Below are 22,635 nucleotides of genomic sequence, written 5' to 3' on the forward strand. Positions count from 1 at the left end.
AGTGCCGCTCGACGCTCTTCAGCTCGATAATGACCTCGGCCACTACTCGTACCTCAAGGCTTCGACCGGATCGAGGCGAGCCGCCCGCCATGCCGGAAACACCGTCGCCAGGAAGGACAGCCCAAGCGCCATGATGATGACATAGGTCGTCTCGCGCGGGTCCATCTTCGCCGGCAGCTGGCTCAGGAAATAGAGCTCCGGGTTGAACAGCACCTTGCCCGTCATCCAGGAGAAGAACTGGCGGATCGATTCGATGTTGGTGCAGATCACGACGCCGAGCAGCACGCCGGCGAGCGTGCCGGTGACGCCGATCGCCGCCCCCGTCATCAGGAAGATGCGCAGGATGGCGCCACGCGAGGCGCCCATGGTGCGCAGGATGGCGATGTCGTGCCCCTTGTCCTTCACCAGCATGATCAGTCCTGAAATGATGTTGAGCGCCGCCACCAGCACGATCAGCGTCAGGATCATGAACATGACGTTGCGCTCGACCTGCAGGGCGGAAAAGAAGGTCTCGTTGCGCTGGCGCCAGTCGACCATCTCGATGGGCCGTTGCGCCGCCTCTTCCACCTTCGGTTTCAGCGCGTCGACATTGTCGGGATTGTCGACATAGATCTCGATCGTCTGCGCGCGGCCATCCATGTTGAAATAGAGCTGCGCCTCGGAGAAGGGCATGTAGACGATGGACGTGTCATATTCCGACATGCCGACTTCAAAGATCGCCGCGATCTTGTAGCCTTTCATGCGCGGCGTCGTGCCGATCGGCGTCACGTCGCCATCGGGCGAGATGAGCGTAATGGTGTCGCCCAGCGTCAGGCCGAGATTCTCGGCCATGCGCTTGCCGACGGCAACGCCCTCGCCCGAATCGAAACCGGCGAGTGACCCCTGCTTGATGTTGTTGGCGACGATGGCGATCTTGCCGAGGTCTTCGCCGCGTATGCCGCGCACCAGCGCGCCCGTGCCGCCGCCGACGTTGCCTTGAGCCAGCACCTGGCCGTCGATCAGCGGAATGGCGTATTTGACGCCGGGCACGCCGTTGATGCGGCCGGCGACCTGGGCGTAGTCCTCAAGCGGCGAATCGAGCGGCTGCACGATCAGATGGCCGTTGACGCCAAGGATGCGCGTCAACAGTTCGGCGCGGAAGCCGTTCATCACGGCCATGACGACGATCAACGTCGCCACCCCCAGCATGATGCCGAGGAAGGAGATCGAGGCGATGACCGAGATCACCGTCTCCTTGCGCCGCGAGCGCAAATAGCGCCAGGCAACCGTGCGCTCGAAGAAGGAGAACGGGCCAGCGCCCGCCGATCTTGCCGCGGCCGTCTCGCTCATGCGGCGACACCGAAGCGTTTTTTCGCATCGGCGATCGGCAGCGTCTCGCGCTCGCCGGTCCTGCGATTCTTGATCTCGACCTCGCCCGCGGCCACGCCGCGCGGTCCGACGATCACCTGCCAGGGCAGACCGATCAGGTCGGCGGTGGCGAACTTGCCGCCCGGCCGCTGGTCGGTGTCGTCGTAGAGAACATCCTTGCCGGCGGCGGTGAAGGCGGCATTCAGCTCATCGCTGACACGGTCGCAATCGGCGTCGCCGACCTTCATGTTGATCAGGCCGATGTCGAACGGCGCCACGGCGTCGGGCCAGATGATGCCGTTCTCGTCATGGCTGGCTTCGATGATCGCCGCGACCAGACGCGACGGGCCGATGCCGTAGGAGCCCCCGGAAGCGAAATGATCCTTGCCGTCGGGGCCGGTCACCTTGGCACCCATCGGCTTGGAATACTTCTCGCCGAAATGGAAGATGTGGCCAACCTCGATGCCGCGTGCCGAAACCTTGTCGTTCTCGGCGACCTTTTCCCAGGCAGCTTCGTCATGCATCTCGTCGGTGGCGGCGTAGGGCGTCGTCCACGTCCTGACGATGTCTGATATCTCGCCGTCATTGGCGAAGTCGGTGTCGGCGCCCGGCACGGCAAGCGAAAGATAGTCGCGATGGCAGAAAACCTGGCTTTCGCCGGTATCCGCCAGGATGATGAATTCATGGCTGAGGTCGCCGCCGATCGGTCCGGTGTCGGCGCGCATCGGAATTGCCTGCAGGCCCATGCGCGTGAACGTCCTGAGGTAGGAGACGAACATCCGGTTGTAGGCGGCCCTCGCGGCCTCGAAATCGAGGTCGAAGGAATAGGCGTCCTTCATCAGGAACTCGCGCGAACGCATGACGCCGAAGCGCGGCCGCACCTCGTCGCGGAACTTCCACTGGATGTGGTAGAGGTTGAGCGGCAAATCCTTGTAGGACTTCACATAGGCGCGGAAAATCTCGGTGACCATTTCCTCGTTGGTCGGGCCGTAGAGCATGTCGCGGTCCTGGCGGTCCTTGATGCGCAGCATCTCCTTGCCATAGTCATTGTAGCGACCGCTTTCGCGCCACAGGTCGGCCGACTGGATGGTCGGCATGAGGATCTCCAGCGCGCCGGCGCGGTTCTGCTCCTCGCGGATGATCTGACAGACCTTGTCCAACACCCGCTTGCCAAGTGGCAACCAGGAAAAACTGCCCTGCCCCTGCTGGCGGATCATGCCGGCACGCAGCATCAGTCGATGCGAGACGATCTCGGCTTCGCGCGGATTTTCTTTGAGGATCGGCAGGAAATAGCGCGACAAACGCATGGACTGGTCCGTGAATGAGAACGGCCACGCCAGAATCAGCGCGACGCAGGCTTGCTTGCCCCGGCTTCATAGCCATTTCATGACGGAATGGAAACCCGGGCATGGCGGCACATCAGCGCGCTGCGGCCCGGAATCCTCCGGTTTCCGGACCATGCCGTGCCGGCATCGAGCATGCCGAACCTCTTCGGTTTTGGCCGCCAATTCTTTGCGCGCGTCAATCCAGAACATGCCGCAAAGGCTCCGTCGAGCCTTGCTGGTCGTTTCCCAAGCAAAGCATGCCATACTATTGTGCAGTGCAGCACGAGAATGCCTGTTTCGAGGCAAAATTCTTCGTGACATTTTCATTCGGCTTAGGCTAGTGTGCCGCGATAACCGAGAGGGCGGAGAAAAATCTGCTCTCCTACGCGGTCAAAGTCTTGGGAGGATGCGATCTAGGCGCGGTTACTCGCTGCCGCCGGAAACCGGAAACAGATCGGACGCGTTTAATTGCAAGGCCTCGTGCCTTGCATTTTTTTTGTGCAATCATCTGGTTAGCGCGGCGTACTGCAAGGTCACATGGCCCGGCGTCAGCACCCGTCACCGTGAAATATGGCGGCATCTCGATCCACGTCAGTGGCGCATCGATGTCGTCGCTGCACTCTTGCCGGGCGATCTATTTCGCGGGGGTCTGGCCGAAATCCGGCACGATATGCGGGATGTCGTTAAGGCTGTAGCCGAGCCCGTGCGTCAGCCCATAGAAGATGCCCATGAGGATCGCCGTGGCGATGGTGGTGCGGATCACCGCGCGCAGCATGTGCGGCCCGCGCGGCGCGCTTGGAACCGTGCCCAGTGTCACGTCATGATCGTCGTCCTGCGTCCTGACGCTGAACGGCAGTACGGCGAACAGCACCACCCACCAGGTCGCGAAAAACAGGGCGGTGAACGAAACCCAACTCATGATTGCTCCAGTTCGATCAGCGTGCCGAAGAAATCCTTCGGATGCAGGAACAGCACCGGCTTGCCATGCGCGCCGGTTTTCGGATTGCCGTCGCCCAGCACGCGCGCGCCGGCGGCCTTGAGTTGGTCGCGCGCGGCGAGGATGTCGTCGACCTCGTAGCAGAGATGATGCATGCCGCCTGACGGGTTCTTCGCCAGGAACGCAGCGATCGGCGAGCCCTCGCCCAGCGGTTCCAGCAATTCGATCTTGGTGTTGCCGACATTGACGAACACCACCGCGACGCCATGCTCCGGCAAAGCGTGCGGCTCCGTCACTTCGGCGCCAAGCGTGTTGCGGTAGGCAGCAACGGCGGCGGCCAGATCCGGCACCGCGAGCGCGACATGGTTGAGGCGTCCAAGCATGGAATGCTCCGTATCAGGGCAGTATGGCAATAAGGCAGTACGGCAACAGGGAAGACGGACTAAGGTGATCGCATTCCGCTACCCTACTGCCTACACCCTCATCTGGTGACAAACACCGTCACCAGCGGCTTCTTGCCCCAGGCTTCGTTGGCGGCGCCACGCACAGCGCGCCGCACCGCTTCCTGAACCAGGTCGAGATCCTTGCGCCGCTGACGGGGGATCGAATCGACCGCACCCACGGCCGCATCGATCATCAAATCCTCCAGCGTCTCGCCGCTGGCGTCGGCCTCGGCGACGCCGATGGCGACCAGATCGGGATCGCCGGCCAGTTCGTATTTGTCATCGAGCACGACATTGACGGCGACATGGCCGGCAAAGGACAGTTTGCGCCGGTCGCGAATGCCCATCGCCTGGTCGGTGCCGATCAGATTGCCGTCCTTGTAGATGCGGCCGAACGGCACCTGGTCGATAATCGTGGCGGGACCGGGAGCGAGCCGCAGCATGTCGCCGTCGCGCACCTGCGCCACCTGGCCGATGCCGGAGGTCGACATCAGCGAGCCCTGCGCCACCAGATGCGCCGCCTCGCCATGCACGGGAACGCCGATCCGCGGGCGCACCCATTCATACATCTTGCGCAACTCGCTGCGGCGCGGGTGGCCGGAGACGTGCACCAGCGCGTCGCCATCCTCGATGATCTTGATGCCGAGGTCGATGAGGCGGTTCTTGATCTCGAGGATCGCCTTCTCGTTGCCGGGAATGGTGCGCGAGGAAAACACCACCGTATCGCCCGCCGTCAGCGATACCGATTTCATCTCGTCGCGCGACAGTTTCGCCAGCGCCGCCAGCGGTTCGCCCTGGCTGCCGGTGCAGATGATGACCAGGTTTTCGCGCGGGATGAAGCCGAAATCCTCCTCGGCAATGAATTCCGGCAGGCCGTCCATGTAGCCAAGCTCGTCCGCCACATCGATAACGCGCTTCAGCGAGCGGCCGAGCACCAGGCACTGGCGGCCGGCATCGCGCGCCGCCTTGGCAATGGAGACGATACGCCCGACATTGGAGGAGAAGGTCGTCACGGCGACCCGGCCGACGGCGCTCTGGATGACGCCCTTGAGCCCCTCGCCAACCGCCACTTCCGACGGCGATTCCCCTTCCCGCAGCGCATTGGTCGAGTCGCAGATCAGCGCCAGAACGCCCTTGTCGCCATAGGCACGGAACCGCGCCTCGTCGGTCTTCGGCCCGATCGTCGGTTCCGGATCGATCTTCCAGTCGCCGGTGTGGATGACGGTGCCGGCCGGCGTGGTGATGGCCAGCGACATCGGCTCGGGGATCGAGTGCGCCACGGGAATGGCTTCGACCTCGAATGGACCGACGGTGAATGTCTCGCCGGCCCGGTAGATCGTCAGCGGAATCTTCGGCGCGCCCTGCTCGCCCTGCCGCTTGGCTTCCAGCAGCCCGGCACTGAACGGCGTCATCCACACTGGCGCCTTCAGCCTCGGCCAGATGTCGAGCAGCGCGCCATAATGGTCCTCATGCGCGTGGGTGATGATGATGCCGCGCAGATTGGCGAGATTCTCCTCTATGAAGCGCGTGTCTGGCAGGATCAGGTCGACGCCCGGATGCGCCGCGTCGGGAAAGGTGACGCCGACATCAATGACGATCCATTCGCGCGCGCTTGGCGGGCCGTAGCCATAGAGGGCGAAGTTCATGCCGATCTCGCCGACGCCGCCGAGCGGCACGAAGACGAGTTCGGCGTTTTCCGCTTTCGCCATGATCTTTCCCTTCCTGACCCTCGGGCCAAGCCGTTAAATCAATTCCAGGAAAAGTCTCTAACGTTTTCCGTCCCGGAATTGCTCAAAAACAAACTATACTTGAGCGGACGCGACCGCGCCGAAATGCACATCGCCAGCCGCGATCGCCAGCACCGACCCCTCACCGTCGCGGATCACGAAACGGCAGTCCTCGTCAATGGTCTCGAACACCCCACGCACCACATTACCGTCAATTCTGACTGCTACCTCGCCGCCAAGGCCCGCCGCGCGGGCCAGCCAGCGCCGCCTGACGGCAGCAAGGCCGCGGCCTTCATCCCACAGCCGGGCATTCTCGCTCCAGGCATCGGATAGCGCCAGGAACAGCGTCTCGGCATCGCATGTCGCGCCCAGAGCTTGCAGCGATGTCGCGGGATAAGGCAACTCCGCGGGGTGCGCCACGACGTTGACGCCGATGCCGACCGCCACCGCGAAGCGGCCGCCCTCCAGTATCGCCGACTCCAGCAGGATACCGGCGAGCTTCGCGCCCGAGGCAAGCACATCGTTGGGCCATTTCAACTCGAAACGGTTTTGTCCCTGGCTCGCGCCATCAAGCCCGACGGCGATGCGGCTCTTCGGCACCACGGCATCCAGTGCGTCGGCAAGCGACAGGCCGGCCACGAAACCCAGCGTCGCGGCAAGGCGCAGTTCACCGCCGGTGATGACGAGCAAGGTCGCCGCCAGGTTGCCCTCGGGCGACACCCAGGCGCGGCCGCGCCGGCCGCGTCCGCTTTCCTGCCTCTTGGAAACGACCCACAGCCTGCCCGGATCGCCTGCCCGGGCGTGATCCAGCGCCAGCGTGTTGGTGGATCCGACGCTGTCATGGGCCTCGAGCCGGAACCCTTCCGACACCGAGGTTGGGGCCAGCCGAAATGCCATAGCGTCAGAAAAATGTCTTGGCGGCGGCTTCGGCATAGGTGCCGATCGGTCCGCCGATCAGCACATAGAACAGCACGAAGGCGCCGCAGACGCCAAGCACGACACGCAATTCGCTAGCCATCGGCACGAAGCCGCCGACCGGTTCGTCGAACCACATGATCTTGATGATGCGCAGATAGTAATAGGCACCCACCACCGAGGCCAGCACGCCGATGATCGCCAGCGCGTAGAGGTTGGCGTTGATGGCGGCGAGGAAGACGTACCACTTCCCCCAGAAGCCGGCGAGCGGCGGGATGCCGGCCAGCGAAAACATCAGGATGGTGAGGATGGTCGCCATGATCGGGTTGGTCGAGGACAGCCCGGCCAGGTCGCTGATCTGTTCGACATTGCCTTCCTTGCGCCGCATGGCGAGGATGAAGGCGAAGGTGCCGAGCGTCATCACCAGATAGATCAGCATATAGATGGCGACACCGCGCACGCCAGCCTGGCTGTTGGCGGCAAGGCCGACCAGCGCGTAGCCCATATGGCCAATCGAGGAATAGGCCATCAGCCGCTTGATGTTGGTCTGGCCGATCGCGGCAAAGGCGCCGAGCGCCATCGAGGCGATCGAGATGAAGACGATGATCTGCTGCCAGTCGGAAGCGATCGGCTTGAACGCGCCCATGGTGACGCGCACGATCAGCGCCATCGCCGCCATCTTGGGAGCCGCCGCCAGGAAGGCCGTCACCGGCGTCGGCGCGCCTTCATAGACGTCGGGCGTCCACATGTGGAACGGCACCGCCGAAATCTTGAAGGCAAGGCCGGCCAGCACGAAGACCAGACCGAAAACGAGGCCGAGCTGGCGTTCTCCGCTGCCAAGCGCCGAGGCAATTTCCTGGAAACCGGTGTTCCCGGTGTAGCCGTAGACCAGGCTGATGCCGTAGAGCAGCATGCCCGACGACAGCGCGCCAAGGACGAAGTATTTCAGCCCCGCCTCGGTCGAACGCAGATTGTCGCGGTTGATCGCCGCCAGCACGTAGATCGCCAACGACTGCAATTCGAGGCCGAGATAGAGCCCGATCATGCCGTTGGCCGAAATCATCAACATCATGCCAAGCGTGCACAACAGGATCAGCACCGGATATTCGAACTTGTCGAAACGCTCCGCCTTGGCAAAGCGCATCGACATGACCAGCGTCACCGCCGAGCCGACCAGCGCCAGGACTTTCATGAAACGGGAGAAGGGATCCTGGATGAAGGCGTTGCCATAGGCGCTGCCCTGCCCCGTGGAAAGGACCAGCCAGGCACCGGCGATCACCAGCACCGCGACGGCAAGGCCGGTCACGGTATTGGCGGTGTTGGCGCGCGAATAGGCGCCGACCATCAGTAGCGCGAGCGCGCCGAGGGCAAGGATCAGCTCGGGCGCCGAGAGCGACAGGCTGGAGAGAAGGTCCGGCGTCATGGTTCGCAAAACCCCTGGGTCAGTTCGCCGCCGCGGTCTGCGCGGCGCCGATGGATGCGGTGACATTGGTGACGAGCGACTTGACCGATTGGGCCGTCGCGTCGAAGACGGGAGCGGGATAGACGCCGAAGAAGATGACCAGCAGCACCAGCGGGTAGATGATCACCTTCTCGCGCAGCGACAGGTCGAGCAGCCCTTTCAGGCTGTCCTTGGTCAGCGCGCCGAAGATCACCCTGCGGTAGAGCCAGAGCGCGTAGGCCGCCGACAGGATGACGCCGGTGGCGGCGAAGAATGCCACCCAGGTGTTGACCCGGAACACGCCGAGCATGGTCAGGAACTCGCCGATGAAGCCCGAAGTGCCCGGCAGGCCGACATTGGCCATGGTGAAGATCAGGAACACGGTGGCGTATTTCGGCATGTTGTTGACCAGGCCGCCATAGGCCGCGATTTCGCGCGTGTGCATGCGGTCGTAGATGACGCCGACGCACAGGAACAGCGCGCCCGAGACGAGGCCATGGCTGAGCATCTGGAAGATCGCGCCCTGCACGCCTTCCTGGTTCATGGCGAAGATGCCCATGGTGACGAAGCCCATATGGGCGACCGAGGAATAGGCGATCAGCTTCTTCATGTCCTCCTGCATCAACGCCACCAACGAGGTGTAGATGATGGCGACGACCGACAGCGTGAACACCAGCGGCGCGAACAGTTCGGACGCCAGCGGGAACATCGGCAAGGAGAAGCGCAGGAAGCCGTACCCGCCCATCTTCAGGAGGATGCCGGCCAGGATCACCGAACCCGCCGTCGGCGCCTCGACGTGCGCGTCGGGCAGCCAGGTGTGCACCGGCCACATCGGCATCTTCACCGCGAAGGAGGCGAAGAAGGCGAGCCACAGCCAGGTCTGCATGTTGGCCGGGAAGCTGTGCGTCAGCAGCGTCGGTATGTCGGTCGTGCCGGACTGGAAGAACATCGCCATGATGGCGAGCAGCATCAGCACCGAACCGGCGAGCGTGTAGAGGAAGAACTTGAACGAGGCATAGACGCGCCTTTTGCCGCCCCACACGCCGATGATGATGAACATCGGGATCAGGCCGGCTTCGAAGAAGACGTAGAACAGCACGATATCCAGCGCGCAGAACACGCCGATCATCAGCGTCTCGAGCAGCAGGAAGGCGATCATGTAGGCCTTGACGCGCTTGTCGATCGCTTCCCACGAGGCCAGGATGCAGAGCGGCATCAGGAACGTCGTCAGGATGACGAACAGCATGGAAATGCCGTCGACGCCCATATGGTAGGAAATGCCGGAGTCGAGCCAGGCGAATTTCTCGACGAACTGGAAACCGGCCTGCGAATTGTCGAAGCCGGTCCAGATGAACAGCGAGACGATGAACGTGAACGTCGTCGTCAACAGCGCGATGGCGCGGATGTTGCGGCGCGCGTTTTCGCTGTCATCCCGGATGAACAGGATCAGCAGCGCACCAACCAGCGGCAGGAAGGTGACCAGCGAGAGGATTGGCCAGGCGGTCATCAGAGCATCATCCAGGTGACGAGTGCGGCAACGCCGATCAGCATGGCGAAGGCATAATGGTAGAGGTAGCCGGTCTGCAGCTTGACGACGCGGTTGGTGACATCGACGACGCGCGCCGAAATGCCATCCGGCCCGAGGCCGTCGATGACGGTGCCGTCACCGGTCTTCCACAGGAAATGGCCAAGACGCTTGGCCGGCCGCACGAACAGGAAGTCGTAGAGTTCGTCGAAATACCATTTGTTGAGCAGGAAGGCGTAGAGCCCGCGATTCTGCTTGGCAAGGTTCACCGGCATTTCCGGCGAGCGGATGTAGAACTTCCAGGCCACCGCGAAGCCAATCAGCATGGCGATGAAGGGCGACAGTTCGACCCACAGCGGCAGTTCGTGGATTTCGTGCAGGATGTGATTGTCCGGCAGCGTGAACAGCGACGCTTTCCAGAACTCGGCATAGCCTTCGCCGATGAAGGAATTGTGGAAGATGATGCCGGCGAACAGTGCGCCGGCGGCGAGCACGAACAGCGGCACCAGCATCACCGGCGGCGATTCATGCACATGGTGCATCACCTCATGGCTCGCCCGCGGCTTGCCGTGGAAGGTCATGAAGATCAGCCGCCATGAATAGAACGAGGTGAAGCAGGCGGCGATGACCAGCAGCACGAAAGCAAGGCCGGCGACCGAATTGTGCCCTGCAAAGGCGGTTTCGATGATGGCGTCCTTGGAGAAGAAGCCCGCGGTGCCGATGACGGTCACCGGAATGCCGACGCCGGTCAGCGCCAGCGTGCCGATCACCATCATCCAGTAGGTGGTCGGGATCAGCTTTCTGAGGCCGCCCATCTTGCGCATGTCCTGCTCGTCGGAGACGGCATGGATGACCGAGCCCGAGCCGAGGAACAGCAGCGCCTTGAAGAAGGCGTGCGTGAACAGGTGGAAGATGGCAGCGCCGTAGGCGCCGACGCCGAGCGCCACGAACATGTAGCCGAGCTGCGAGCAGGTCGAATAGGCGATGACGCGCTTGATGTCGTTCTGGACGAGGCCAACGGTCGCCGCGAAGAAGGCGGTGAAGGCGCCGATGAAGGTCACCACCGTCAGCGCCGAATGCGACAGCTCGAACAGCGGCGACAGCCGCGCCAGCATGAACACGCCCGCCGTCACCATGGTAGCGGCATGGATGAGCGCGGAGACCGGCGTCGGGCCTTCCATGGCGTCCGGCAGCCAAGTGTGCAGCGGCACCTGCGCCGACTTGCCCATGGCGCCCATGAACAGGAGCAGGCAGACGACGGTCATGGCCGCCTGCTTGTCCAGCGCATGGCCGAGGAAGGTCAGCACGGCAGCACCTTGCGGCGCGCCTTCGGCCGGAACGAACGTCGCCGCATTGGCGAAGATGGTGCCGAGATTGACCGAGCCGAACAGCACGAACACGCCGAAAATGCCGAGCGCGAAGCCGAAATCGCCGACGCGGTTGACGACGAAGGCCTTGATGGCCGCGGCATTGGCCGACGGCTTCTTGTACCAGAAACCGATCAGCAGGTAGGAGGCGAGACCGACCCCTTCCCAGCCGAAGAACATCTGCACCAGGTTGTCGGCCGTCACCAGCATCAGCATGGCGAAAGTGAACAGCGACAGATAGGCGAAGAAGCGCGGCCGGTTCGGATCGTGGTGCATGTAACCGATCGAATAGATGTGGACCAGCGCCGACACCGTGTTGACCACCACCAGCATCACCACCGTCAGCGTGTCGATGCGCAGCGCCCAGGAGACGTCCAGCCCGCCGGATTGGATCCAGTGCAGCACCGGCACTGTGAACACCTCGCTGTGGCCGAAGCCGACGCTGAAGAAGGCGACCCACGAAAGCACCGCCGAGATCACCAGGAAACCGGAGGTGATATATTCGGACGCCTTGGCGCCAAGCGACGTGCCGAACAGGCCGACGATCAGGAAGCCGAGCAGGGGAAGGAAGACGATGGCCTGATACATGGTGGTTCCGTCAACCCTTCATCATGTTCACGTCTTCGACCGCGATCGAGCCGCGGTTGCGGAAGAAGACGACGAGAATGGCAAGTCCGATGGCGGCTTCAGCCGCCGCGACCGTCAGCACGAACAGCGCGAACACCTGGCCGACCAGATCGCCGAGCGCCGCCGAAAAGGCGACGAAGTTGATGTTGACCGCAAGCAGGATCAGTTCGACCGACATCAGGATGACGATGACGTTCTTGCGGTTCAGGAAGATGCCGAACACGCCGAGCGTGAACAGAACAGCCGATACGGTCAGATAATGTGCGATGCCGACGACCATCTCAGACTCCTTCGCCCGACTTGACCTTGCGGATTTCCATCCCGGTGGCCGGCGTGCGGCCGACCTGGGCTGCGATCGACTGCCGCTTGACCCCTTCCTTGTGGCGCAGCGTCAGCACGATGGCGCCGATCATGGCGACCAGTAGGATGAGGCCCGAAATCTGGAAGTAGTAGAGGTAGTCGGTATAGAGGATGTCGCCGAGCGCGGCCGTGTTCGAGCGCGCCGCGAGATCGGGAATGGGCTTCGACACTGTCGCGGCCAGCTTCGGCGCGAATGTGTAGCCGCCCAGCACGATGATCAGCTCCGCCGCCAGGATCAGCCCGACCAGCGCGCCGATCGGCGCGTATTGCAGCGCGCCCTCTTTCATTTCGGCGAAGTCGACGTCGAGCATCATGACGACGAACAGGAACAGCACCATGACCGCGCCGACATAGACGACGAGCAGGATCATCGCCAGGAATTCGGCGCCGGTCAGCATGAACAGGCCGGCGGCGTTGAAGAAGGTCAGGATCAGGAACAGCACCGAATGCACGGGGTTGCGCGATGAAATGACCATGAACGCCGACGCCACGGCGACAAAGGCGAAGAGGTAGAAAAAGGCCGCCTCTAGTCCACTCAGCATTGGGGTTCCCCCGGGGTTCCTGTCCAAACGGGACGCTCGTCCTGTTTGCTATCTCTGGCTCGGTTCCGCCTCCGGTACCTGAGCCGCGTTGTCCTTAGACGAGGCCCCTCGCCTCGTCCATGCTTCAAATATCAGCGGTACGGCGCATCCAACGAGATGTTGCGCGCCAGTTCGCGCTCCCACCGGTCGCCATTCGCCAGCAGCTTGTCCTTGTCGTAGTAGAGCTCTTCGCGGGTTTCCGTCGCGAACTCGAAGTTCGGCCCCTCGACGATGGCGTCGACCGGGCAGGCTTCCTGGCAGAAGCCGCAATAGATGCACTTCACCATGTCGATGTCGTAACGCACCGTACGGCGCGTGCCGTCATTGCGGCGCGGGCCGGCCTCGATCGTGATGGCCTGCGCCGGGCAAATCGCTTCGCACAATTTGCAGGCGATGCAGCGTTCCTCGCCATTGGGATAGCGGCGCAGCGCGTGTTCGCCACGGAAGCGCGGGCTGGTCGGCCCCTTCTCATGCGGATAGTTGATCGTTTCCTTCGGCGCGAAGAACTGGCGCATCGACAGGAAGAAGGCGCTGACGAAATCCTGCAGGAGCAGCGATTTTGCGGCCTGGGACAAAGCGGACATCACGCAAACCCCGTGATCTTGAGGAAGGCTGCGGTGGCGACCACCATGAACAACGAGATCGGCAGGAATACTTTCCAGCCCAGCCGCATCAGTTGGTCGTAGCGATAGCGCGGCACGAAGGCCTTCACCATGGAGATACCGAAGAACACGAAACAGACCTTCAGCACGAACCAGATGACGCCGGGCACCCAGGTGAAGGGCGCGAAGTCGAAGGGCGGCAGCCAACCGCCGAGGAACAGGATGGTGGCCAGCGCGCACATCAGGACGATGGCGACGTACTCGCCGAGGAAGAACAGCAGGAACGGCGTCGACGAATATTCGACCATGTGGCCGGCGACCAGTTCCGATTCGGCTTCGACCAGATCGAAGGGCGGCCGGTTCGTCTCGGCCAGCGCCGAGATGAAGAAGATGATGAACATCGGGAACAGCGCCAGCCAGTTCCAGTCGAGGAAGGTGTTGGGCAGGCCAAGCCGGGTGCCAATGCCATCATGCTGCGACAGCACGATGTCGGACAAATTGAGCGAGCCGGCGGTGAGCAGCACGGTGACGATGACGAAGCCGATCGAGACTTCGTAGGACACCATCTGCGCCGCCGAACGCAGCGCGCCGAGGAACGGATACTTCGAGTTGGACGCCCAGCCGCCCATGATCACGCCGTAGACCTCGAGCGAGGAGATGGCGAAGACATAGAGGATGCCGACATTGACGTTGGCGATCGCCCAGCCCTGGTTGACCGGAATGACCGCCCAGGCCGAAATCGCCAGCACCGCCGACACCAGCGGCGCCAGAAGGAACACGCCCTTGTTGGCGCCGGACGGGATGACCGGCTCCTTGAAGACGAATTTCAACAGGTCGGCAAAGGCCTGCAGCGTGCCCCAGGGGCCGACGACGTTCGGGCCGCGGCGCAGTTGTACCGCCGCCCAGATCTTGCGGTCGGCGTAGAGGATGTAGGCCACGAAGATCAGCAGCACCACGATCAGCACGACAGACTTCAGAAGGATCAGCAGAGCCGGCAGCACGTAGAAGGAGAAGAAGGTGTCCATGCTTATTCCGCCGCCTGCTTGAAGCCGCTCTTGGCCAGTGCCGAGCATTCCGCCATCACGGCGGACGCCCGCGCGATCGGGTTGGTCAGGTAGAAGTCCTTGACCGGCGAGGTGAAGGTGCCCTTGTTCAGCCGTCCGCCAAGCTTCGCCACCTTGGCGATATCCTCGGCGTTGCCGGCCGCGACCTGATCGATACGCGCCAGATGCGGATACTCGCCATAGAGCTTCGCCCGCAGTTGCGGCAGCGAATCGAACGGCAGTTTCTTGCCCAGCACGTCGGACAGGGCCCTCAGAATCGCCCAGTCGTCCCGTGCGTCGCCAGGCGCGAAGCCGGCGCGGTTGGTCTGCTGCACGCGTCCTTCGGTGTTGACGTAGGTGCCCGACTTTTCCGTGTAGGCGGCCGCCGGCAGAATGACATTGGCGCGGTGCGCGCCGTGGTCGCCATGGGTGCCGATATAGACGACGAAGGCGCCGCCGGTCTTGCCCATGTCGATCTCGTCGGCGCCAAGCAGGAACAGCACGTCCGTTTCGCCTAGCATGCCGGCGACATCCTTGCCGCCCTCGCCCGGCACGAAGCCGAGATCGAGGCCGCCGACCCTGGCCGCCGCATTGTGCAGCACGGCAAAGCCGTTCCAGTCGGCGCGAGCGGCATTGACGGCAGTGGCGAGCTTCGCCGCCTGGCCGAGCACGGCCGCGCCGTCGGCGCGCGCCAGCGCGCCCTGGCCGATGATGATCAGCGGATGCGTCGCCTTCTTCAGCGTCTGGAAGAACTTGCCATTGCCGTCGGCCAGATCCTTCAGCGAATCCGGCCCGGCGCCGAGCAATTCATACTCGTAGCGCGTGTCGCCCACATCGCCGATGACGCCGACCGGCAGATTGCCGACCCGCCAGCGCTTACGGATGCGGGCGTTGAGCACCGAGGCCTCGAAACGCGGATTGGCGCCGATGATCAGCACCGCATCGGCCTGTTCGATGCCTTCGATGGTCGGGTTGAAAATGTAGCTGGCACGGCCGAGCGCCGGATCGAGGGCTGCGCCATCCTGGCGGCAGTCGACATTCTTGGAACCCACCGAAGCCATCAGCAGCTTCAGCGCATAGATTTCCTCGACGGCCGCGAGATCGCCTGCGATGGCGCCGATCTTCTCGGGCGAGGTCTTCGACACCGCGTCCTTGATTGCCGCGAAGGCTTCGGCCCAGCTCGCCGGAACCAGTCTGCCATCCTTGCGCACATAGGGGCGGTCGAGGCGCTGCGTGCGCAATCCGTCCCAGATGAAGCGGGTCTTGTCCGAAATCCACTCCTCGTTCACCTGCTCGTTGACGCGCGGCAGGATGCGCATCACTTCGCGGCCACGGCTGTCGATGCGGATCGCCGAGCCGACCGCGTCCATCACGTCGATGGATTCGGTCTTGGTCAGCTCCCACGGCCGCGCCTGGAAGGCGAAGGGCTTGGAAGTCAGCGCACCGACCGGGCACAGATCGATGACATTGCCCTGCAGTTCCGAGGTCATCGCCTGTTCGAGATAGGTGGTGATCTCGGCGTCCTCGCCGCGGCCGATCAGGCCGAGTTCGGAAATGCCCGCGACTTCAGTGGTGAAGCGGACGCAACGCGTGCAATGGATGCAGCGGTTCATCACCGTCTTGACCAATGGACCGATATACTTGTCTTCGACGGCGCGCTTGTTCTCGTGATAGCGCGAGGAATCGACGCCGAAGGCCATGGCCTGGTCCTGCAGGTCGCATTCGCCGCCCTGGTCGCAAATCGGACAATCCAGCGGATGGTTGATCAGCAGGAATTCCATCACGCCTTCCCGGGCCTTCTTGACCATCGGCGTGTTGGTGAAGATTTCCGGCGGCTCGCCATTGGGGCCGGGGCGCAAATCGCGCACGCCCATGGCGCAGGACGCCTGCGGCTTGGGCGGCCCGCCCTTCACCTCGATCAGGCACATGCGGCAATTGCCGGCGATCGACAGCCGCTCATGGAAGCAGAAGCGCGGCACTTCCGCGCCCGCGTCTTCCGCCGCCTGCAGCAGCGTGTAGTGGTCGGGTACAGTGATCTCTTTCCCGTCGACCTTGAGCTTTGCCATTCGCTTCAAACCCCTGCGGATTTCCCGCAATCTCATTTCCCGGGCGCGACAGACGCGGCGCCCGGCATTTCAATCACTTCTTCCCGACCAGCACAGCCGCCTGCGCAGTCCAGTCGTCACGCCCGATCCGGCCGTTGAACGACAGATAGTCGTCGACCCAGGCGATCTCCTGCGGAGACCATGCGGCGATCTGCGCATAGGTCCAGATGCCGAGCCCGTTCAGCACCTTTTCCAGCTTCGGGCCGATGCCCGATATCGCCTTGAGGTCGGACGGTTTCGCCGGCTTGTCGATCGCCTTGGGCTGCCTGAAATCCTCTGGCAGCAGCACATCGGCGGTCTCGCTCGTTGCCGGAGCGACATTCACCACCGGCGCCGTGGTCGCGGCTTCCTTGGCGGCGATGTCCGTGACCTCCTGCGCGAAGGACTGCGCCTCCGCAATCATGGTCTTGGCCGTCGCCCGCGCCTTGATGGACGACGACCTCGCATCCTCGAGCTGCTCGACGCGTGCCTCGAAATCCTCGATCAGCGGCTGCATGAGGCGCTGTGATGCCTCGGCGGCGCCCGAAAGCGCGCCCAGCCAGACCCCGAACGCATGATTGGCAAGCCCCATGCCAAGCGCCGACATCGCCGCCGCACCCGCGACAGGGTGCACGAAAAGGTTGATGGCGCTGGCCATCTCCTTCGGCATCATCCTGGTCAGGTCCTGGTTCATCTTCTCGATCTGTTCCAAATTGGGCATCAGTGGGTAGGGTGTCGAATACGGCGCCATAGAGTTCTCCTGGTCGTTTCTTCGTTCGCCCCGCCCCGTTATTCCCGCATTCAAAAATCTGCTATTCCGCTGCAACCATCACCGGTTCGGCCCGGTGCGCGTTGCGCGAAAACTCGTCGATGCGCCGCTCAACCTCGCCGCGGAAATGCCGCATCAGTCCCTGGATCGGCCACGCCGCCGCGTCGCCCAGCGCGCAGATCGTGTGGCCCTCGACCTGCTTGGTGACGTCGAGCAGCATGTCGATCTCGCGCTTCTGTGCCTCGCCGCGCACCAGCCGCTCCATCACCCGCCACATCCAGCCGGTGCCTTCGCGGCACGGCGTGCACTGGCCGCAGCTCTCATGCTTGTAGAAGTATGACAGCCGCGCGATCGCCTTCACCACATCGGTCGACTTGTCCATGACGATGACGGCCGCTGTGCCGAGGCCGGATTTGAGGTCGCGCAGCGCATCGAAATCCATCGGCGTGTCGATGATCTGCTCCGCCGGCACCAGCGGCACGGAGGCGCCGCCCGGGATGACCGCGAGCAGATTGTCCCAGCCGCCGCGGATGCCGCCGCAATGCGTCTCGATCAGCTCGCGGAACGGGATCGACATCGCCTCTTCGACGGTGCACGGATTGTTGACATGGCCGGACACGCAGAACAGCTTGGTGCCGACATTGTTGGGCCGGCCGAAAGACGAGAACCAGGCAGCCCCCCGGCGCAGGATGGTCGGCGCCACCGCGATCGATTCGACATTGTTGACCGTGGTCGGGCATCCATAGAGGCCGACATTGGCTGGGAAGGGCGGCTTCAGCCGGGGCTGGCCCTTCTTGCCCTCAAGGCTTTCGAGCAATGCGGTCTCTTCACCGCAGATATAGGCGCCGGCGCCGTGATGCATGTAGACGTCGAAATCATAGCCGGAGGTGTTGCCCTTGCCGATCAGCTTGGCTTCATAAGCCTCGTCGATGGCGCGCTGCAGCGCCTCGCGCTCCCTGATGAACTCGCCGCGCACGTAGATGTAGGCGGCAATCGCGCCCATGGCGAAGCCCGCGAGCAGCGCGCCCTCGACCAGCGTGTGCGGGTCGTTGCGCAGGATGTCGCGGTCCTTGCAGGTGCCGGGCTCGGATTCATCGGCATTGATGACAAGGTAGCTTGGCCTGCCGTCGCTCTGCTTGGGCATGAACGACCATTTGAGGCCCGTCGGGAAGCCGGCGCCGCCACGGCCGCGCAGGCCGGACGCCTTCATCTCATTGACGATCCATTCGCGCCCCTTGGCGACGATGCCGGGCGTGTTGTCCCAGGCGCCACGCGCCATCGCGCCGGCCAGCGACTTGTCGAAGAGGCCGTAGATGTTGGTGAAGATGCGGTCTTTATCCTGAAGCATTTTTCGTCCCTCAGACCGGCTTCTTGCCGAAGACGCGGATGTATTCGGCGACGCCGCCCTTGGCGAGCGCCTTGGCCTGCTTGACCCAGTCGTCCCGATCGATGCGGCCTTGGAAGGAAAGATAGCCGTCCACCCACTCGCGCTCTGCCTTCTTCCAGGAAGCGACCTGCGCGAAAGTGAAGATGCCCAGCGTATGCAGGATGCCCTCGATCTTCGGGCCGACGCCGGAGATCAGCTTGAGATCGTCGACGGCCGCCGGCCTGTCGATACCGGCCGGACGGTTCTTGTCCTCCAGCGACGGTTTTGCAGGCTTTGTCGCCGGCCCCTTGGCTTCCGGCGCCTTGAAGGCAGCGGCCGGTTCGGCCTTGGCCGTCGGCCCATTGCGCTGCTTGGCGAGCGCTTCGACTTCCGGCGCTGCCTTGTTGGCGTTGGCGGCCGAATGCAGCGGCGCTGAAACGCTCGCCGCCTTCTCCGTCGCGGTCGCCACCTTGGTCTTCGAGGGCGTCTTCAACGCCGGGCTCGTCTCTGGCGCGTCGGTCTTCGGTTTGCTGGCATTGGACGGCGCGACCGGAACGGCAGCGGGTGCCGGAACAGGCGCGGCGATGATCGCGTCGGGTGCCGCCTTGGCGGCTTTTGCGGCCTCCCTGGCCTCCCGGTCGCGGGTCGATTTGAGGATCGCCTTTTCGCTTTTCAGCGTCGTCAGGCCGGAGGCCGGCTCCGAGCCGGTGCGTCCGTTCTGCGGTCCTGGCGCCACCGAGGCGCCCCTGCCCGCATCGTAAAGATCGATGATCTCGGCCAGCCGTTCCGGCGTCAGGTCCTCGAACGTATCCTTAAAGATCATCACCATCGGCGCGTTGACGCAGGCGCCGAGACATTCGACCTCTTCCCACGACAAGGTCCCCTTGTCATTGGTGTGGAACTGGTCGTGGTGGATCTTCGAGCGGCAGACATCCATCAGCGCTTCCGAGCCGCGCAGCATGCACGGTGTGGTGCCGCAGACCTGGATGTGGGCGCGCGTACCGACCGGATTGAGCTGGTACTGCGTGTAGAAGGTCGCGACCTCGAGCCCACGGATGCGCGGCATGCCGAGCATGTCCGAGATCGTCTCGATCGCCGCCTTGGTGACCCACCCTTCCTGCTCCTGCGCCAGCATCAGCAGTGGAATGATCGCCGACTGCTCGCGGCCCTTCGGGTACTTCTTGATCCATTGCTTCGCCGCCGCCGTATTCGCCCGGTTGAAGGCGAAGGAGGCAGGCTGGACTCTGGCATCTGCGAGACGGCGGACTGACATTTAGCGATCGACCTCACCAAACACGATGTCGAGGGAGCCGAGAACGGCGGTGACGTCGGCCAGCATGTGGCCACGGCACAGGAAATCCATGGCTTGCAGATGCGCGAAGCCGGGGGCGCGCAGCTTGCAGCGATACGGCTTGTTGGTGCCGTCGGAGACGAGATAGACGCCGAATTCGCCCTTCGGCGCCTCGACGGCCGCATAGACCTCGCCGGCCGGAACGCGATAGCCTTCGGTGTAGAGCTTGAAGTGGTGGATCAGCGCTTCCATCGAGCGCTTCATCGCCGCGCGCTTCGGCGGCACGACCTTGCCGTCGAGGTTCGACACCGGGCCGGTGCTTTCCTTGCCGAGCAAGAGATCGACGCACTGGCGCATGATCCTGGCCGACTGGCGCATTTCTTCCATGCGCACGAGATAACGGTCGTAGCAGTCGCCGTTCTTGCCGATCGGAATGTCGAAATCCATTTCCGAATAGCATTCATAGGGTTGCGACTTGCGCAGATCCCATGGTGAGCCCGAACCGCGCACCATGACGCCCGAAAAACCCCAGGCCCAGGCGTCCGCCAGCGAAACAATACCTATATCGACATTGCGCTGTTTGAAGATGCGGTTGCCGGTCAGCAGCTTGTCGAGATCGTCGATCGACTTGAGGAACGGGTCGATCCACTTGCCGATGTCCTCGACCAGCTGGCGCGGCAGGTCCTGATGGACGCCACCGGGGCGGAAATAGGCGGCGTGCATGCGCGAACCCGAGGCGCGCTCATAGAACACCATCAGCTTTTCGCGCTCGACGAAGCCCCACAGCGGCGGCGTCAGCGCGCCGACGTCCATGGCCTGCGTCGTCACATTGAGGATGTGCGACATGATGCGGCCGATCTCGCAATAAAGCACGCGGATCAACTGGCCGCGCCTCGGCACCTCGATGCCGAGCAGGCGCTCGGCGGCGAGCGCGAAGGCATGCTCCTGGTTCATCGGCGCGCAATAGTCGAGCCGGTCGAGATAAGGCACAGCCTGCAGATAGGTTTTTGCCTCGATCAGCTTTTCCGTGCCGCGATGCAGCAGCCCGATATGCGGATCGACGCGATCGACGACTTCGCCGTCGAGCTCCAGCACGAGGCGCAAAACGCCGTGCGCCGCAGGGTGCTGCGGGCCGAAGTTGATGTTGAAATTGCGGACGGAGGTCTCAGCCATTCTGGCGCCTCTGGCGATGAGTCAGTAGTGAGTAGTGAGTAGTGATCATCAGTCTCAATGCCTGCTTCATTCCGCCTGCTTGGCCTGCACCGTTCGGATAAGAGATCTCATCATTTTTCCAATCTCTTCGCATCGCAGCAGCAGTTCAATCTCATTGTCTTTTCGCAGCAGCCCAACCCGGCATGCCAGCAGTAAGTGCGTTTCCAGTTCCTTCAACGACCCTTGCGCCATGCGCAAGAATTGAATGAACGAGCCTCTGTTTTCCCGACCGTATCCCTCTGCGATGTTCGCCGCGATCGAAACCGCCGATCGGCGCATCTGAGAAGTCATGCCGTAAATCTCATCCCTCGGAAACTCTTTGGTGAAGCGGTAACAATCTTCGGCGAGCGTCATGGACGATTGCCACACCTTCAAGTCACGATAAGATTCGATCCTTTGCTCCAATTTTCCCTACTGACTACTCGCTACTTCCCTACTCACTGTTTCGCCTTCTCGTCGCCCGGCAGGACGTAATCCGTCCCTTCCCAGGGGGAAAGAAAATCAAAATTGCGAAATTCCTGCTTCAGCTCGACCGGCTCGTAGATGACGCGCTTGGCTTCATCGTCGTAACGCACTTCGACGAAGCCGGTCAGCGGGAAATCCTTTCGCAGCGGATGGCCTTCGAAACCGTAGTCGGTCAAAAGACGGCGCAGGTCGGGATGGCCCGAGAACAGCACGCCATAGAGATCGTAGGTCTCTCGCTCGAACCAGTCGGCACCGGGATAGACGCCGGTGATCGAGGGCACCATCGTCTCCTCGTCGGCCTGCACCTTGACGCGGATGCGCACATTCTGTTTCGGCGAAAGCAGATGGTAGACGACGTCGAAACGCTTGGCCCGCGACGGATAGTCGGCGCCGCAGACATCGATGATCGAGATGAACTGGCAGCGCGTGTCGTCGCGAAGGAAGGTCGCGACTTCGATGAGGTCGCGCGGCTCGACATGGATGGTAAGCTCGCCATAGGCGAGAACCGCGTCGTTGACGCGGCCAATCAGCTTTTCGCCGAGATAGGTCGACAGTTCGCTCAGGGATGCGGCCATGGATTTACCGTTCGATCGTGCCGGTGCGGCGGATCTTCTTCTGCAGGAGAAGAATGCCGTAGAGCAAAGCTTCGGCGCTCGGCGGGCAGCCGGGCACATAGATGTCGACCGGCACGACGCGGTCGCAGCCGCGCACCACCGAATAGGAATAGTGGTAGTAGCCGCCGCCATTGGCGCAGGAGCCCATCGAGATGACGTAGCGCGGCTCCGGCATCTGGTCGTAGACCTTGCGCAGCGCCGGCGCCATCTTGTTGGTCAGCGTGCCGGCGACGATCATGATGTCGGACTGGCGCGGCGACGCGCGTGGCGCGACGCCAAAGCGCTCCGAGTCATAGCGCGGCATCGAGGTGTGGATCATCTCGACGGCGCAACACGCCAGACCGAAGGTCATGAACATCAGCGAGCCGCTGCGCGCCCAGGTGATCAGCGCCTCGGTCGAGGTGACGAGAAACCCCTTGTCGGCAAGCTCATTGTTGATTTCGAGGAAGAAGGGATCGTCCTCCCCCACCGGCCTGCCGGTGTTGGGATCGATGATGCCCTTCGGCTTCGGCGCGACGAGGGTGCCGGAACTGTCGTTCAATCCCATTCCAGCGCTCCTTTTTTCCACTCATAGGCAAAGCCGATGGTCAGCAC

21 protein-coding genes are annotated in these 22,635 nt (G+C 63.0%); all 21 read right to left on the bottom strand.

The annotated features are described in order from the left end of the window. Positions 1-42 precede the first annotated feature (42 nt). On the bottom strand, positions 43-1,329 hold the full coding sequence (locus C1D09_RS31135) for a lipoprotein-releasing ABC transporter permease subunit (RefSeq protein ID WP_143977782.1): 1,287 nt from the start codon (positions 1,327-1,329) through the stop codon (positions 43-45). Further along, positions 1,326-2,654 carry a proline--tRNA ligase gene (gene proS / locus C1D09_RS31140; RefSeq protein WP_143977783.1) on the bottom strand — a complete coding sequence of 443 codons (1,329 nt, stop codon included), beginning with the start codon at positions 2,652-2,654 and terminating at the stop codon, positions 1,326-1,328. Before proS ends, C1D09_RS31135 begins: the two co-directional genes overlap by 4 nt. 652 nt (positions 2,655-3,306) lie before the next feature. Further along, the gene (locus tag C1D09_RS31145; protein ID WP_010910093.1) at positions 3,307-3,591 is read right to left on the bottom strand and encodes a DUF1467 family protein; all 285 of its coding nucleotides are present in this window, start codon (positions 3,589-3,591) and stop codon (positions 3,307-3,309) included. Next, positions 3,588-3,992 carry a methylmalonyl-CoA epimerase gene (gene mce, locus C1D09_RS31150; protein ID WP_143977784.1) on the bottom strand — a complete coding sequence of 135 codons (405 nt, stop codon included), beginning with the start codon at positions 3,990-3,992 and terminating at the stop codon, positions 3,588-3,590. Before mce ends, C1D09_RS31145 begins: the two co-directional genes overlap by 4 nt. Positions 3,993-4,090: 98 nt before the next feature. Beyond that, the gene (locus tag C1D09_RS31155; RefSeq protein WP_143977785.1) at positions 4,091-5,761 is read right to left on the bottom strand and encodes a ribonuclease J; all 1,671 of its coding nucleotides are present in this window, start codon (positions 5,759-5,761) and stop codon (positions 4,091-4,093) included. A 93-nt stretch (positions 5,762-5,854) separates the two neighbouring features. After that, the gene (locus tag C1D09_RS31160) at positions 5,855-6,676 is read right to left on the bottom strand and encodes a biotin--[acetyl-CoA-carboxylase] ligase (protein WP_143977786.1); all 822 of its coding nucleotides are present in this window, start codon (positions 6,674-6,676) and stop codon (positions 5,855-5,857) included. 4 nt (positions 6,677-6,680) lie between these two features. Next, positions 6,681-8,117, bottom strand: coding sequence for an NADH-quinone oxidoreductase subunit NuoN (nuoN, locus tag C1D09_RS31165; RefSeq protein ID WP_143977787.1), 1,437 nt, complete (start codon positions 8,115-8,117; stop codon positions 6,681-6,683). Between the two features lie 19 nt (positions 8,118-8,136). Then, complete coding sequence (locus C1D09_RS31170) at positions 8,137-9,642, bottom strand: NADH-quinone oxidoreductase subunit M (RefSeq protein ID WP_143977788.1); 1,506 nt, start codon at positions 9,640-9,642, stop codon at positions 8,137-8,139. After that, positions 9,642-11,615: an NADH-quinone oxidoreductase subunit L gene (nuoL, locus tag C1D09_RS31175; RefSeq protein WP_143977789.1), complete on the bottom strand. Its 1,974-nt coding sequence runs from the start codon at positions 11,613-11,615 to the stop codon at positions 9,642-9,644. The genes C1D09_RS31170 and nuoL overlap by 1 nt, the downstream gene beginning before the upstream one ends. 10 nt (positions 11,616-11,625) lie before the next feature. Next, positions 11,626-11,934, bottom strand: coding sequence for an NADH-quinone oxidoreductase subunit NuoK (nuoK, locus tag C1D09_RS31180; protein WP_010910101.1), 309 nt, complete (start codon positions 11,932-11,934; stop codon positions 11,626-11,628). 1 nt (position 11,935) lies between these two features. Continuing rightward, entirely contained in the window at positions 11,936-12,556 is a 621-nt protein-coding gene (locus C1D09_RS31185) for an NADH-quinone oxidoreductase subunit J (protein ID WP_143977790.1), read from the bottom strand. A gap of 131 nt (positions 12,557-12,687) precedes the next feature. Next, a complete protein-coding gene (nuoI, locus tag C1D09_RS31190) occupies positions 12,688-13,179 on the bottom strand; it encodes an NADH-quinone oxidoreductase subunit NuoI (RefSeq protein ID WP_027046992.1) in 492 nt (163 codons plus the stop codon). Beyond that, positions 13,179-14,222 (bottom strand): NADH-quinone oxidoreductase subunit NuoH, encoded by a 1,044-nt coding sequence (nuoH, locus tag C1D09_RS31195; protein ID WP_032930718.1) that lies wholly within the window; start codon positions 14,220-14,222, stop codon positions 13,179-13,181. Before nuoH ends, nuoI begins: the two co-directional genes overlap by 1 nt. A 2-nt stretch (positions 14,223-14,224) precedes the next feature. Then, the gene (gene nuoG / locus C1D09_RS31200) at positions 14,225-16,306 is read right to left on the bottom strand and encodes an NADH-quinone oxidoreductase subunit NuoG (RefSeq protein WP_143977791.1); all 2,082 of its coding nucleotides are present in this window, start codon (positions 16,304-16,306) and stop codon (positions 14,225-14,227) included. Positions 16,307-16,379: 73 nt separating this feature from the next. Next, on the bottom strand, positions 16,380-17,075 hold the full coding sequence (locus C1D09_RS31205; protein ID WP_143977792.1) for an NADH-quinone oxidoreductase subunit E: 696 nt from the start codon (positions 17,073-17,075) through the stop codon (positions 16,380-16,382). Between the two features lie 61 nt (positions 17,076-17,136). Then, positions 17,137-18,441, bottom strand: a complete 1,305-nt coding sequence (gene nuoF / locus C1D09_RS31210) for an NADH-quinone oxidoreductase subunit NuoF (RefSeq protein WP_010910107.1) — start codon at positions 18,439-18,441, stop codon at positions 17,137-17,139. A 10-nt stretch (positions 18,442-18,451) separates the two neighbouring features. Continuing rightward, positions 18,452-19,732, bottom strand: coding sequence for an NADH-quinone oxidoreductase subunit E (locus C1D09_RS31215; protein WP_143977793.1), 1,281 nt, complete (start codon positions 19,730-19,732; stop codon positions 18,452-18,454). Next, complete coding sequence (locus C1D09_RS31220) at positions 19,733-20,923, bottom strand: NADH-quinone oxidoreductase subunit D (protein WP_143977794.1); 1,191 nt, start codon at positions 20,921-20,923, stop codon at positions 19,733-19,735. It lies immediately after the preceding gene. A gap of 66 nt (positions 20,924-20,989) precedes the next feature. Next, positions 20,990-21,367 (bottom strand): four helix bundle protein, encoded by a 378-nt coding sequence (locus C1D09_RS31225; RefSeq protein WP_143977795.1) that lies wholly within the window; start codon positions 21,365-21,367, stop codon positions 20,990-20,992. A 32-nt stretch (positions 21,368-21,399) separates the two neighbouring features. Further along, positions 21,400-22,002, bottom strand: a complete 603-nt coding sequence (locus C1D09_RS31230) for an NADH-quinone oxidoreductase subunit C (RefSeq protein ID WP_143977796.1) — start codon at positions 22,000-22,002, stop codon at positions 21,400-21,402. A 4-nt stretch (positions 22,003-22,006) separates the two neighbouring features. After that, positions 22,007-22,588 carry a NuoB/complex I 20 kDa subunit family protein gene (locus tag C1D09_RS31235; RefSeq protein ID WP_015317338.1) on the bottom strand — a complete coding sequence of 194 codons (582 nt, stop codon included), beginning with the start codon at positions 22,586-22,588 and terminating at the stop codon, positions 22,007-22,009. Positions 22,589-22,635: the final 47 nt, after the last annotated feature.

Source organism: Mesorhizobium intechi (assembly GCF_002879535.1).
Lineage (GTDB): Bacteria > Pseudomonadota > Alphaproteobacteria > Rhizobiales > Rhizobiaceae > Mesorhizobium > Mesorhizobium intechi.

Excerpts from the sequence above, each read along its gene's own strand:
- nuoG (WP_143977791.1), bottom strand. The coding sequence starts at position 16,306 with ATGGCAAAGCTCAAGGTCGACGGGAAAGAGATCACTGTACCCGACCAC.
- nuoL (WP_143977789.1), bottom strand. The coding sequence starts at position 11,615 with ATGTATCAGGCCATCGTCTTCCTTCCCCTGCTCGGCTTCCTGATCGTC.
- C1D09_RS31135 (WP_143977782.1), bottom strand. The coding sequence starts at position 1,329 with ATGAGCGAGACGGCCGCGGCAAGATCGGCGGGCGCTGGCCCGTTCTCC.
- C1D09_RS31145 (WP_010910093.1), bottom strand. The coding sequence starts at position 3,591 with ATGAGTTGGGTTTCGTTCACCGCCCTGTTTTTCGCGACCTGGTGGGTG.
- C1D09_RS31160 (WP_143977786.1), bottom strand. The coding sequence starts at position 6,676 with ATGGCATTTCGGCTGGCCCCAACCTCGGTGTCGGAAGGGTTCCGGCTC.
- C1D09_RS31170 (WP_143977788.1), bottom strand. The coding sequence starts at position 9,642 with ATGACCGCCTGGCCAATCCTCTCGCTGGTCACCTTCCTGCCGCTGGTT.
- proS (WP_143977783.1), bottom strand. The coding sequence starts at position 2,654 with ATGCGTTTGTCGCGCTATTTCCTGCCGATCCTCAAAGAAAATCCGCGC.
- mce (WP_143977784.1), bottom strand. The coding sequence starts at position 3,992 with ATGCTTGGACGCCTCAACCATGTCGCGCTCGCGGTGCCGGATCTGGCC.
- C1D09_RS31220 (WP_143977794.1), bottom strand. The coding sequence starts at position 20,923 with ATGGCTGAGACCTCCGTCCGCAATTTCAACATCAACTTCGGCCCGCAG.
- C1D09_RS31230 (WP_143977796.1), bottom strand. The coding sequence starts at position 22,002 with ATGGCCGCATCCCTGAGCGAACTGTCGACCTATCTCGGCGAAAAGCTG.
- C1D09_RS31185 (WP_143977790.1), bottom strand. The coding sequence starts at position 12,556 with ATGCTGAGTGGACTAGAGGCGGCCTTTTTCTACCTCTTCGCCTTTGTC.
- nuoN (WP_143977787.1), bottom strand. The coding sequence starts at position 8,117 with ATGACGCCGGACCTTCTCTCCAGCCTGTCGCTCTCGGCGCCCGAGCTG.
- C1D09_RS31235 (WP_015317338.1), bottom strand. The coding sequence starts at position 22,588 with ATGGGATTGAACGACAGTTCCGGCACCCTCGTCGCGCCGAAGCCGAAG.
- nuoH (WP_032930718.1), bottom strand. The coding sequence starts at position 14,222 with ATGGACACCTTCTTCTCCTTCTACGTGCTGCCGGCTCTGCTGATCCTT.
- C1D09_RS31155 (WP_143977785.1), bottom strand. The coding sequence starts at position 5,761 with ATGGCGAAAGCGGAAAACGCCGAACTCGTCTTCGTGCCGCTCGGCGGC.
- nuoI (WP_027046992.1), bottom strand. The coding sequence starts at position 13,179 with ATGTCCGCTTTGTCCCAGGCCGCAAAATCGCTGCTCCTGCAGGATTTC.
- nuoF (WP_010910107.1), bottom strand. The coding sequence starts at position 18,441 with ATGCTTCAGGATAAAGACCGCATCTTCACCAACATCTACGGCCTCTTC.
- C1D09_RS31205 (WP_143977792.1), bottom strand. The coding sequence starts at position 17,075 with ATGGCGCCGTATTCGACACCCTACCCACTGATGCCCAATTTGGAACAG.
- C1D09_RS31215 (WP_143977793.1), bottom strand. The coding sequence starts at position 19,732 with ATGTCAGTCCGCCGTCTCGCAGATGCCAGAGTCCAGCCTGCCTCCTTC.
- nuoK (WP_010910101.1), bottom strand. The coding sequence starts at position 11,934 with ATGGTCGTCGGCATCGCACATTATCTGACCGTATCGGCTGTTCTGTTC.